Genomic DNA, 11,813 nt, shown 5'->3' on the forward strand with positions numbered 1-11,813 from the left:
GAAAGAGAAACGAGTTCTCAAGCAATACACATTCAAGTGTCTTGTGTAAGAAGAGTCCGGCAAAACAAACTAACCATCTTAACTCAGATGGAAAACCTTGGTTGTTTGAACATACGAAACCTCTTGGGGTTGTATGGTTAAGTGACTAAGCGTACACGGTGGATGCCTGGGCAGTCAGAGGCGATGAAGGACGTACTAACTTGCGATAAGCGTAGATGAGGCAGTAAGAGCCACTTGAGTCTACGATTTCCGAATGGGGAAACCCAGCTGCATAAGCAGTTATCATCAAGTGAATACATAGCTTGATGAGGCGAACCGGGGGAACTGAAACATCTAAGTACCCCGAGGAAGAGAAATCAACCGAGATTCCGGCAGTAGCGGCGAGCGAAACCGGATTAGCCCTTAAGCGCTTTAGGTGTCAGGCGAATGAGCTGGAAAGCTCAGCGATACAGGGTGACAGCCCCGTAGCCGACAACACATTTGGCGTGAAAACGAGTAGGACGGGACACGTGTTATCTTGTCTGAAGATGGGGGGACCATCCTCCAAGGCTAAATACTCCTGACTGACCGATAGTGAACCAGTACCGTGAGGGAAAGGCGAAAAGAACCCCTGTGAGGGGAGTGAAATAGAACCTGAAACCGTGTACGTACAAGCAGTAGGAGCAGGCTTTGTCCTGTGACTGCGTACCTTTTGTATAATGGGTCAGCGACTTAATTTCAGTAGCAAGGTTAACCGTATAGGGGAGCCGTAGGGAAACCGAGTCTTAACTGGGCGTGCAGTTGCTGGGATTAGACCCGAAACCGAGTGATCTAGCCATGGGCAGGTTGAAGGTGCGGTAACACGCACTGGAGGACCGAACCGACTAATGTTGAAAAATTAGCGGATGACTTGTGGCTAGGGGTGAAAGGCCAATCAAACTCGGAGATAGCTGGTTCTCCCCGAAAGCTATTTAGGTAGCGCCTCGGACGAATACTACTGGGGGTAGAGCACTGTTAAGGCTAGGGGGTCATCCCGACTTACCAACCCTTTGCAAACTCCGAATACCAGTAAGTACTATCCGGGAGACACACGGCGGGTGCTAACGTCCGTCGTGGAGAGGGAAACAACCCAGACCGCCAGCTAAGGTCCCAAAGTTATCGCTAAGTGGGAAACGATGTGGGAAGGCTCAGACAGCCAGGATGTTGGCTTAGAAGCAGCCATCATTTAAAGAAAGCGTAATAGCTCACTGGTCGAGTCGGCCTGCGCGGAAGATTTAACGGGGCTAAGCGATACACCGAAGCTGCGGCAATGCGCATTAGCGTATTGGGTAGGGGAGCGTTCTGTAAGCCGCTGAAGGTGTCCTGTAAGGGGCGCTGGAGGTATCAGAAGTGCGAATGCTGACATGAGTAACGATAAAGGGGGTGAAAAACCTCCTCGCCGGAAGACCAAGGGTTCCTGTCCAACGTTAATCGGGGCAGGGTGAGTCGACCCCTAAGGCGAGGCCGAAAGGCGTAGTCGATGGGAAACGGGTTAATATTCCCGTACTTCTTGCTATTGCGATGGGGGGACGGAGAAGGCTAGGTGGGCCTGGCGACGGTTGTCCAGGTTCAAGGGTGTAGGCTGATGGTTTAGGCAAATCCGGACCATCTTAAGGCTGAGACCCGATGTCGAGGCACCACGGTGCTGAAGTCATTGATGCCATGCTTCCGGGAAAAGCCTCTAAGCTTCAGATAGCAAGAAATCGTACCCCAAACCGACACAGGTGGTCGGGTAGAGAATACCAAGGCGCTTGAGAGAACTCGGGTGAAGGAACTAGGCAAAATGGTACCGTAACTTCGGGAGAAGGTACGCTGCCGGCGGTGAAGAGACTTGCTCTTGGAGCTGCTGGCAGTCGCAGATACCAGGTGGCTGCAACTGTTTATTAAAAACACAGCACTGTGCAAAATCGAAAGATGACGTATACGGTGTGACGCCTGCCCGGTGCCGGAAGGTTAATTGATGGGGTTATCCTTAGGGAGAAGCTCTTGATCGAAGCCCCGGTAAACGGCGGCCGTAACTATAACGGTCCTAAGGTAGCGAAATTCCTTGTCGGGTAAGTTCCGACCTGCACGAATGGCGTAATGATGGCCACGCTGTCTCCACCCGAGACTCAGTGAAATTGAAATCGCAGTGAAGATGCTGCGTACCCGCGGCTAGACGGAAAGACCCCGTGAACCTTTACTACAGCTTGGCACTGAACATTGACCCTACATGTGTAGGATAGGTGGGAGGCTTCGAAGCAGGTACGCCAGTATCTGTGGAGCCGTCCTTGAAATACCACCCTTGTAGTGTTGATGTTCTAACGTCGCCCCCTCATCGGGGGTGCGGACAGTGCCTGGTGGGTAGTTTGACTGGGGCGGTCTCCTCCCAAAGCGTAACGGAGGAGCACGAAGGTGGGCTAATCACGGTCGGACATCGTGAGGTTAGTGCAATGGCATAAGCCCGCTTGACTGCGAGAATGACGGTTCGAGCAGGTGCGAAAGCAGGTCATAGTGATCCGGTGGTTCTGAATGGAAGGGCCATCGCTCAACGGATAAAAGGTACTCCGGGGATAACAGGCTGATACCGCCCAAGAGTTCATATCGACGGCGGTGTTTGGCACCTCGATGTCGGCTCATCACATCCTGGGGCTGAAGTCGGTCCCAAGGGTATGGCTGTTCGCCATTTAAAGTGGTACGCGAGCTGGGTTTAGAACGTCGTGAGACAGTTCGGTCCCTATCTGCCGTGGGCGTTGGATGATTGAGAGGGGCTGCTCCTAGTACGAGAGGACCGGAGTGGACGAACCTCTGGTGTTCGGGTTGTGTCGCCAGACGCATTGCCCGGTAGCTAAGTTCGGAATCGATAACCGCTGAAAGCATCTAAGCGGGAAGCGAGCCTCAAGATGAGTCATCCCCAGAGCTTCAAGCTCTCTGAAGGGTTGTTCGAGACTAGAACGTTGATAGGCAGGGTGTGTAAGCGCTGTGAGGCGTTGAGCTAACCTGTACTAATTGCCCGTGCGGCTTAACCATACAACACCCAAGGGGTTTTTGACGGACTCCACGAGCACTTGAATGGTGTGCTTGAACTTTAGTCAGTTTTTTCCAAGATTGTGATTTGCGGCCTGCGGGCGGTGAATCAAAGAATTTGCCTGGCGACCATAGCGCTGTGGACCCACCTGATCCCATGCCGAACTCAGACGTGAAACGCAGCAGCGCCGATGGTAGTGTGGGGCCTCCCCATGTGAGAGTAGGACATCGCCAGGCACCCAATTTAGGTTAGCGTTCTGAACAAACGTTAATCCTGAGTGGAGCGGTAGTTCAGTTGGTTAGAATACCGGCCTGTCACGCCGGGGGTCGCGGGTTCGAGTCCCGTCCGCTCCGCCACTTATTTGAAGGGTTCGCCCTTCGGTCGAATGAGTCCCGCTGGATCGCCAGCCCGGCCGTTCCGCCACTTATTCAGACAAAGTTAAGTCTTAAAAAATAACTACAGGGGTGTAGCTCCAATTGGCAGAGCAGCGGATTCCAAATCCGCGTGTTGGGAGTTCGAATCTCTCCACCCCTGCCACTATCGAAGCCTCAGCAGAAATGCTGGGGCTTTTTTGCATTTTTACCTCCTAGGAAAGAGCCGCCGATTCCCCTGAAATTAATAAACAGTGCGTATTGGAAGCTGGATTCGCCAGCCCGGCCTAATCTCTCCACTCCTGCCATTTTCGAAGCTCAGACTAGGCATCCCCGAAAAAATGCTGGGGATCTGATTCGTTGGTGCTTACCACTCTTGCCTAAATAACTCCGTGTCTTAAGGAGGCTGCGTCTCAATGAAGCATACACCTCGAAGATCGTGATTTTTCCCAACTGAGATATAAATATGTGATGATAAAAGTCAGTGTTATGACTGGCTGATGGCTAACCTAACCCTCAAAATTGTAAGGTTTTCTTTAAAAGTGAGAGATCTCGTGACGGATAGAAGCCAAATTGGTGAAAAGAAAAGGCATAGACTTTTGCTGAATCACACGGCAAACTTGGCGCTTTTAATGAGCACATTATGAGTGGTGGTTCGAGGTTTGATACTTCTCTGACAGTAGGTGAGTAGCTTAAACTGTCAGAAAACACCGCTTGAAGGGAGACGCTATGCCACACCTACGATTCAGAGCCATTGAGTTTGATCACGTAAAATCGTTGTCGACCAAGCTGGTTGATGAACTGGAGCCTTTAATGGTGTGCCCCCGTGAAGATTTTACGCTGGAGCATATTTCCACCACGTTCATTTTTGACGGGGAAGTGTCTGATGCTTATCCGTTTGTCGAAGTACTGTGGTTTGACCGGGACCAGGATGTTCAGGATAAAGTTGCTCAAAGTATTACCGCTGCGGTGCGGGCTGAACTTGAAGATCCGGAACTGGATGTTGCGGTGATTTTTACGGCGCTGACACCGTCGGCGTATTATGACAACGGCAGTCATTATTGAGTTATCAACGGCCTTTGGGCCGTTTTCCTTTCGGGGCTGAAGTCGTTTTTAGGTAGGGTCAATGTCACGCTATACCAAGGTTGTTGCAGGATTAGGTGCGGTCGCAGGAGCGTTGGGGATCAGTGCCTTCAACTGGTCATTTGATGTCTCGGATGTTCCGGAGGTCAGTGCAAATGTGCTGGCTCCGCAATTTTCGTATAGCTGCGTTCATAGTGAAGTGGCTTTGCCTTTGGATCAGCAGGGGGAATTCTCTGTATCGGTCTGGAATATCTATAAACAGCAGAAAGAAAACTGGCGTGAGGCGTTGGCGCAATTCTCTGCGCACAGTCAGCTGGTGCTTTTGCAGGAAGCCAGCCTGACGCCCGGCTTGAAAGATTATCTGGATGACACCGAATGGAAAGTCCGGATGGCCAATGCGTTCAAGTTTTTGAATACCCCGGCTGGCGTAATGAACCTTTCCAGTGTCAATGCCAAGACGACCTGCGCCTATCTGGCTATGGAGCCCTGGCTGCGTCTGCCGAAATCTGCATTATTGTCTGAGTTTGTGCTGTCGGATGGAAAGACATTGGCTGTGGTGAACCTGCACGGGGTGAATTTCGCGCTTGGGCTTGAAGAGTACAAAGAGCAATTCAATACCTTAAAGAAGGTGCTGGACAAGCACATTGGCCCAATCATTCTGGCGGGAGATTTTAATACCTGGCGTCAGGCTCGGGTTGAGGTGGTAGAGCATTTTGCGCAAAGTTTGGGTCTGAAAGACGTGGTGCTTGAGCGGGATCGTCGAATCAAGGTGTTCGGTAAGCCATTGGATCATCTGTATTATCGCGGGGTTCGTCTGGTAAATGCAGAGGCACCCGTAACGGATGCCTCAGATCACAATCCGATCATTGCCAGATTCAGGCTGCAATAATCAGCAATGGCCAGATCAGCAGTGTCATTAGCCAAGGCAGGGCGGCAACAATAATGCATTTAGCCCGGTCGTAATCGGTCCAGGCACTGACAACGGCATAGCTCAGTGCAATATACCAAGGCATCAGTAACGGTATCGTCGTGGTAAATGGCGACCATGGGCTGTTGAGAGGGAGTTTCAGCAGGCCATTAAGGCTATTCAGATCCGCTGCATTCGGCAGAATCTGGCTGGTGTTAAAGACAGCATTCAGGTAACTGGCTAAATCACCAATGACAGCCGGTAACATGATAAAGCAGGCCGCGGCCAACCATTTACCGAAGCTGTGGGTATAAGTGCTGCTTTTGGTTGACAGGTTCAGCCACAGAGCCAGCACAAACAGCGCTGCAGTACGGCCAATCACATCACTGAATACTTCACCAGCCAGCAGAACTTCTTTACTGAGCCAGGCTTCCTGGATTTCTTGTTCCACATTACCGAGCTGATACATCAGCGTTTGCTGCAGCCAGGGCAGATCCACATGATTAAAGTACGCTCCCCAGAAGAAAAACGGGCCGAGAATAATCAGCAGATACGGTACAAACGCCCACTTCGGGCGTTCGTGGATGGCTGCAAAGCATTCAATTGGTGAGCGGAATGCATCCACAACGGCAATAAACGGATTGGATGACGGTGTCATGCGCTTACCTTAGTGACATCAATGTACAGTTTCAGTTTTTGTCCCGGCTTCAGGTATTTTTGACTGCCGATTTGATTCCATTTCACCACATCAGCCACTTTCACATTGTAGCGTTTAGCAATGGTGCTCAGGTTATCGCCAGACTGCACTTCATAATAGACGGTTCGCAAAGCATTGCTGGTGTCTTTGTCTTTCCACAAGGTGAGCTTTTGTCCGATACGCAGCGGTTTGCGCTGGGTAATATCATTCCATTTCTGGATATCTTTCACCGAGACATTATTGCTGCGTGCAATGCTCCACAGGCTGTCACCAGAACGGACGGTGTAGCTGGTGCGATAGCCGTTTTCGTGGGTCACCTGGTTTTTCCGGACCAGACTTACCGCCGGAGCGTCCGGCCCCTGCGAGGCAACCGGAATTAGTAGGTGGCGACCAACCCGGATATTGGTACCGGTCATATTGTTGGCACGTTGAATCTGTTTAGTCGTGGTCCGGTGTTTTTTGGCGAGCGCACTTAGGCTGTCACCGGATTTAACCTGGTAACGAATGACCTTCATGCCACGACGACCATTTTTGGCAAATGCGGTGTTGAATCCATCAACCTTATTAATCGGAAGCAGGAGGTGACTTGGGCCATCTGGAGCGGTTGCCCAGTGGTTGTAGCCGGGATTAAGGCTTTGCAGTGTTTCTACATTGACACCGGCAAAGGATGCCGCCATCGCCAAGTCCATCTGAGTGCCAGGTTTTACCAGTTTCACCGCCGGTTTATTAGCGATTACCGGAATGTCGAGACCGTATTTTTCGTGATTACGGATCACATCGGCGACAGCCAGCAGTTTCGGTACGTAGCCACTGGTTTCTTCAGGCAGATTCAGCGACCAGAAATCCGTAGGCTTGCCTGCAGCTTGGTTTTGGCTGATGGCTCGGAAAACCCGGCCTTCGCCAGTATTGTAGGCTGCCAGAGCATGAAGCCAGTTCCCATCGAATTTGCGGTTTAGGTACGTCAGTAAGTCCAGAGCCGCACGGGTTGATTCCACCACGTCACGGCGGCCGTCATACCACCAGTCCTGTTTTAGTCCGAAGGTGCGTCCTGTCGGCTGAGTGATCTGCCACAGCCCGGCCGCATGCCCGTGTGAGTAGGCAAACTGATCGAAAGAGCTTTCTACGATAGGGAGTAACGCGAGTTCCAGAGGGAGGTTACGTTTTTCAATTTCTTCGGTGATCAGGTACAGGAAGGGCTCGGCACGTTGTGCGACAACTTGAAGGTGACCCGGGTAGCGGCGGTACCAGTTGCGGTAGTAATTAACGCGTTGGTTTTCAGGTATCTCGAGAGACATCTGCATACTGATCCGCTTCCAGACATCGTCTTGTTCCTGCGGTGTCACGGTCACGACTGGCGGGACATTCTGCGGCGTTGCCTTTGTTGTTGGTTTGGTAGCAACCTGGGCCGCAGACGGGTTAAGGGGGGTTGTGTTTGTCGTTTCTTCTACTGTATCTGTCGTTTTAGTAATTTGGCAACCAGCCAGTAATAGCGCACTTGCCAAAAAAATTCGGGATTTCATGTGTCCAGCCCATAGCCAAAATAGCTGGAAATGATACTTGTCCTACCACCTCAGTGACAAGTGACAGATGTCAAAATTCGTCCTTCCAACGACGCAGCGCGGCAAAGGTTTCAACATCACTGTTGCCCGTCGCTTTGTTTGCAACGGATTTTTTGATGCTTGGCTGATCGCAGCGCAGGAAAGGATTAATCAGTTTTTCCTGTTTCAGAGTGCTCGGAATCGTGCTGATTCCCTGGGCACGCAAGCGGCTGACTTCTTCGCGGTAACGTTGCAGATGGGGGTTATCCTGCTCGGCTACCAGGGCAAAGGCCAGGTTGCTGCTGGTGTATTCGTGGGCGCAGTAGACTTCTGTTTCGTCCGGTAAGGCGGCCAGTTTTTGCAGGGAATGGAACATTTGCTCTGGCGTGCCTTCGAACAGGCGGCCACATCCAGCCGAAAACAGCGTGTCACCGCAAAACAGTTTGCCGTCTCCGACATAGGCGACATGACCGGCAGTGTGCCCCGGTACACCCAGGACCATAAAGCGTTCACCGAAAATTTCGACCTGATCCCCGTCTTCAACCGAACGGGAAACTGCCGGAATGGGCTCGTCAGCCGGTGCAACTATGTTTATATTTGGATAACGACGCTTCAACTCGCTAAGACCACCGACGTGGTCGTGGTGGTGGTGGGTGATCAGAATGGCATCCAGATGCATTTGTTCTTCTTCCAGCACCTTGAGAACCGGAGCGGCCTCGCCGGGATCAACCACTACACAATGGTTATCCGGACTGTGAATCAGCCAGATGTAATTATCATTGAATGCAGGTATGCTTTTTACTGTCAGCATGATGTTGTTCTCCGGCCTGTTTCTGTTTTGTTGAGCATGGATTGAGTTTGGTGTCGCTTATGAAGCCAGCCCGCATATTAAAACACATCGATCCACCCCATACCTGGTCGCAGGTCGTTAATGGCGAATGGGCCGCTGAGTTGCTTCAGGCCCAGCTGGACGAATGGTGGCCTAAGTTGTTTGGCTACCACATGTTGAAGCTGGGCGGGCTAAGTTGTGAATTAGCCAGTGGCCATTGTAACATCCAGCACCAAATTTGCATCGACAAGTTCAATCCACTGCATAACGTCGTGGCTGACCCGTTTGCATTGCCATTTGTCGAAAAAGCCTTTGACGTTTGCCTGATTGCCCATCAGCTTGATTATTGCTCGGATCCTCACCGTTTGCTGCGAGAAATCGACAGAGTGACCATGGATGACGGTTATCTGCTGCTCAGTGGCACGAACCCAATCAGCGTGGTGGGGCTGCGGGCATTATTGCCCTGGAATCGCAAGCGTTATCCTTGGAAGGGGAGAATGTTTATGCCGATGCGGATCAAAGACTGGCTGAGTGTGCTGAATTACGAAGTGGTTTTTCATGAAAACTTTGCCATTTTACCGGCCACTCATCATCAGGCTTGCTCTGCCTGGATGGAGGGGATGTTATCTGAAAGCTGCGCCGGTATCGGCAGCATGTATCTGATTGTGGCTCGTAAGCGTACTGTGCCCCTCAAACCGATTAAGCCGACCTGGAAAGTGCGACGGCAGTTGGCACCGTTGGGGATGAACTGTCGAACGAAGGCCAGTTCAAAGCGGCAGTGTTAACAATAAAACGGCACTACCCAAAAACACCGATTTCCAAATTAACAGAGGCGGCCCGATTGCCGCCTTATATCCGCTTAGGGTCAGGAGGCTTGGTACCCGGTGTCTTCCTGAGTCGGGGCATTGGCCGCGGTACGAGCCAGTTCGTCACAACGTTCATTCTCAGGGTGACCCGCGTGACCTTTCACCCAGTGCCAGTTCACGTGATGGCGTTGGGTCTCGGTATCCAGCCGTTGCCATAAATCGGCGTTTTTCACTGGTTTTTTGTCAGCGGTTTTCCAGCCGCGCTTTTTCCAGTTGTGGATCCACTGGGTAATGCCTTGTCTTACGTACTGACTGTCTGTCGTCAGGTCTACCTTGCAAGGTTCTTTCAGAGAGGCCAGGCCAACAATGGCGGCCAGCAGTTCCATCCGGTTATTGGTGGTCATGAAAAAGCCTTCGCTAAGCTCTTTTTCATGCTGTTTATAACGTAAAACCGTGCCGTAACCGCCGGGCCCCGGATTGCCGAGGCAAGATCCATCCGTGAAAATTTCTACCTGCTTGGTCATATTTGGTAGTATTCGTCTTAGTTGAAAACTTTAGTCTGACACAATCGCTGCTATGAAAGCCACTAATGAACGCATAATCGTCTTTGATACCGAAACAACCGGTATGAATATGACCGGTCCTCACTATGAAGGGCACCGTATTGTAGAAATCGGTGCCGTGGAGATCATTAACCGTAAACTGACCGGGAACAGTTTCCATGTCTATATCCGGCCGGATCGTAATATCGATGTGGAAGCCATTGATGTTCACGGTATTACGGATGAATTTTTGCGCGACAAACCGACTTACGCTGACATCCATGATGAATTCATGGAGTTTATTCGCGGCGCCGAGCTGGTTGCCCACAACGCACCCTTCGATATCGGTTTTATGGACTATGAGTTCAGCAAGCTGGATACGTCGATAGGAAAAACGACTGATTTCTGTAAGGTCACCGATACCCTGGACATGGCCAAGCGCCTATTTCCGGGGAAACGGAACAACCTTGATGTGCTCTGCTCGCGCTACGGGATAGACAACTCGCACCGTACGCTACACGGGGCCTTGCTCGATGCCGAGATTCTGGCTGATGTCTACCTGATGATGACAGGTGGCCAGACGTCGCTGGCGCTGAATGCCGGGGGCGAAGAAAGTGATGCTGGTACCGAAAATGAAATCCGACGCTTGGCGTCCGGGCGAAAAGCGCTAAAGGTTATTCGAGCATCTGCCGATGAATTATCTGCGCATGAGCAGCGTCTGGATATCATAGGTAAAAAAGCCGACGTTATGTGGCGTCTATAAGAGGTACAATGAAGCGATTATCTTGGCTAATTGGATTATTGCCGGTGTTGTCGTGGGCAAGCGACGATGCGGCTATGTCATGGCTGGATAACCGCTTCCGTGTTGACCCGACCATCAAGCAGGTCTCGTTTGTGGTCAAACGTGAACAGAGCAGCCATTCGGTTGTACTGGTTCGCCCTGACGGGCAAAAATATTATGCCTGGCGCCATCCGGACAATGTGTCCTGGTACGAAGAACCCGGCATGGATATCATCTCCATTGAAAACCCGATGCCCGGCCCCTGGCAGGCTGTCGGTAAAGTCACGCCTACCAATCAGGTAAAAGTGCTGTCAGATCTGCAGTTGCAGGTTGCCACGTTACCTTCCCGTCTTTATCAGTCGGAAACCCTCAAATTTACGGCACGCTTAACCCAGAATGGCCAGCCATTGACGATGCGGGATTTTCTGGATCGGGTGAAGTTATCGGTGGTGTTCTACGAATACATTGAGAATGTCGAGTCGCTGCCGAAAGAATCCCAGCCGTCGCCAATTCCGTTAGGGGAGTTTGCTGACGATGGCTTAGGCTTTGACGAGGTGCCGGGAGATGGCGTGTTTACGGTGGCATTACCGGTGGAATTGCAGCCGGGGAAATACCGGGTTAGCCTGAGCTCTGGCAATGGCATCTTCTTACGGACGGTTGAGCAGGAAGTACTGGTTTATCCACCACCACTGCGCGCCAGCTTTATTCAGGGGCGTGGGCGGCATGAGTATCACCAGATTGTGGTGGATGCCGAGGAAGGTGCCATCAAGCCGGGATCGCTTGCCGCTCATATCGAGCAGGTCAGCTTTGACGGTACCCGAACTATCAGCCAGCAGGCGGCGTTAAGCGATGAGGTTGATCTGAAGGTCTGGCTGCCAAACGGAGAAAAACCGGGGCGTTATACCTGGTCTGGCTGGCTTTATGCGACGGACAACTTCAATAACCGTGAACTGATTTTTAAACTGCCGGAGAGCCATTTTGCCGTGATGGCTGAACTTCAGCTGGATCGCAACCTGGAGTCATTCCGGGAGCAGCAGGAAGCTAAAGCCAAGCAGGCTGAAATTGCTCAGATGGAAGCGGAACGTGAAGCGGCGCGCAGTAAAGCGTGGAAGATGATTGCCGCAGCAAACCTGGGCGTGATCGGACTGGTGGCGTTGCTGATGGTGCTATGGCGCAAATGGCGAGCCAAGAAAGCCGTGAATGATGCGGGGCTGGATATTCCTGAAGCCTGAGG

General features: G+C 51.6%; 9 protein-coding genes, 2 tRNA genes and 2 rRNA genes. 9 read left to right on the top strand and 4 right to left on the bottom strand.

Annotation, left to right across the window (positions count from 1 at the left end; translation table 11 throughout):
- The first annotated feature begins 135 nt into the window (after positions 1-135).
- From FH974_RS03315 to FH974_RS03340, 6 genes are all read left to right on the top strand, one after another.
- Positions 136-3,027, top strand: a 23S ribosomal RNA gene (locus tag FH974_RS03315).
- Positions 3,028-3,145: 118 nt separating this feature from the next.
- A 5S ribosomal RNA gene (rrf, locus tag FH974_RS03320) occupies positions 3,146-3,261 on the top strand.
- 43 nt (positions 3,262-3,304) lie between these two features.
- Positions 3,305-3,381 (top strand) — tRNA-Asp (locus tag FH974_RS03325).
- Positions 3,382-3,485: 104 nt separating this feature from the next.
- Positions 3,486-3,562 (top strand) — tRNA-Trp (locus FH974_RS03330).
- Positions 3,563-4,125: 563 nt separating this feature from the next.
- A complete protein-coding gene (locus FH974_RS03335) occupies positions 4,126-4,461 on the top strand; it encodes a DUF1904 domain-containing protein (protein ID WP_047886818.1) in 336 nt (111 codons plus the stop codon).
- Positions 4,462-4,522: 61 nt separating this feature from the next.
- Positions 4,523-5,368, top strand: coding sequence for an endonuclease/exonuclease/phosphatase family protein (locus FH974_RS03340; protein WP_047886817.1), 846 nt, complete (start codon positions 4,523-4,525; stop codon positions 5,366-5,368).
- Here the strand turns inward: FH974_RS03340 and FH974_RS03345 are convergent.
- From FH974_RS03345 to gloB, 3 genes are all read right to left on the bottom strand, one after another.
- Positions 5,355-6,044, bottom strand: coding sequence for a YIP1 family protein (locus FH974_RS03345; RefSeq protein ID WP_047886816.1), 690 nt, complete (start codon positions 6,042-6,044; stop codon positions 5,355-5,357). The genes FH974_RS03340 and FH974_RS03345 overlap by 14 nt on opposite strands.
- Complete coding sequence (locus FH974_RS03350; protein WP_047886815.1) at positions 6,041-7,603, bottom strand: lytic transglycosylase; 1,563 nt, start codon at positions 7,601-7,603, stop codon at positions 6,041-6,043. Before FH974_RS03350 ends, FH974_RS03345 begins: the two co-directional genes overlap by 4 nt.
- 70 nt (positions 7,604-7,673) lie before the next feature.
- Positions 7,674-8,432 carry a hydroxyacylglutathione hydrolase gene (gene gloB / locus FH974_RS03355; RefSeq protein WP_047886814.1) on the bottom strand — a complete coding sequence of 253 codons (759 nt, stop codon included), beginning with the start codon at positions 8,430-8,432 and terminating at the stop codon, positions 7,674-7,676.
- A gap of 59 nt (positions 8,433-8,491) precedes the next feature.
- Here gloB and FH974_RS03360 point away from each other — a divergent pair, with 59 nt between their 5' ends.
- Positions 8,492-9,235 carry a methyltransferase domain-containing protein gene (locus tag FH974_RS03360; protein WP_047886813.1) on the top strand — a complete coding sequence of 248 codons (744 nt, stop codon included), beginning with the start codon at positions 8,492-8,494 and terminating at the stop codon, positions 9,233-9,235.
- Between the two features lie 80 nt (positions 9,236-9,315).
- On the opposite strand, the gene rnhA is transcribed toward FH974_RS03360, so the two are convergent.
- Positions 9,316-9,780, bottom strand: a complete 465-nt coding sequence (rnhA, locus tag FH974_RS03365) for a ribonuclease HI (protein ID WP_047886812.1) — start codon at positions 9,778-9,780, stop codon at positions 9,316-9,318.
- Positions 9,781-9,832: 52 nt separating this feature from the next.
- On the opposite strand from rnhA, the gene dnaQ reads away from it, so the two are divergent.
- Positions 9,833-10,561, top strand: coding sequence for a DNA polymerase III subunit epsilon (gene dnaQ / locus FH974_RS03370; protein ID WP_047886811.1), 729 nt, complete (start codon positions 9,833-9,835; stop codon positions 10,559-10,561).
- A gap of 8 nt (positions 10,562-10,569) precedes the next feature.
- Positions 10,570-11,811, top strand: coding sequence for a TIGR03503 family protein (locus tag FH974_RS03375; protein WP_047886810.1), 1,242 nt, complete (start codon positions 10,570-10,572; stop codon positions 11,809-11,811).
- Positions 11,812-11,813: the final 2 nt, after the last annotated feature.

Origin of the sequence: Photobacterium ganghwense, assembly GCF_017329545.1 — a bacterium.
Lineage (GTDB): Bacteria > Pseudomonadota > Gammaproteobacteria > Enterobacterales > Vibrionaceae > Photobacterium > Photobacterium ganghwense.

Coding starts and splice junctions, on each gene's coding strand:
- FH974_RS03335 (WP_047886818.1), top strand. CDS start 4,126: ATGCCACACCTACGATTCAGAGCCATTGAGTTTGATCACGTAAAATCG.
- FH974_RS03340 (WP_047886817.1), top strand. CDS start 4,523: ATGTCACGCTATACCAAGGTTGTTGCAGGATTAGGTGCGGTCGCAGGA.
- FH974_RS03345 (WP_047886816.1), bottom strand. CDS start 6,044: ATGACACCGTCATCCAATCCGTTTATTGCCGTTGTGGATGCATTCCGC.
- FH974_RS03350 (WP_047886815.1), bottom strand. CDS start 7,603: ATGAAATCCCGAATTTTTTTGGCAAGTGCGCTATTACTGGCTGGTTGC.
- gloB (WP_047886814.1), bottom strand. CDS start 8,432: ATGCTGACAGTAAAAAGCATACCTGCATTCAATGATAATTACATCTGG.
- FH974_RS03360 (WP_047886813.1), top strand. CDS start 8,492: ATGAAGCCAGCCCGCATATTAAAACACATCGATCCACCCCATACCTGG.
- rnhA (WP_047886812.1), bottom strand. CDS start 9,780: ATGACCAAGCAGGTAGAAATTTTCACGGATGGATCTTGCCTCGGCAAT.
- dnaQ (WP_047886811.1), top strand. CDS start 9,833: ATGAAAGCCACTAATGAACGCATAATCGTCTTTGATACCGAAACAACC.
- FH974_RS03375 (WP_047886810.1), top strand. CDS start 10,570: ATGAAGCGATTATCTTGGCTAATTGGATTATTGCCGGTGTTGTCGTGG.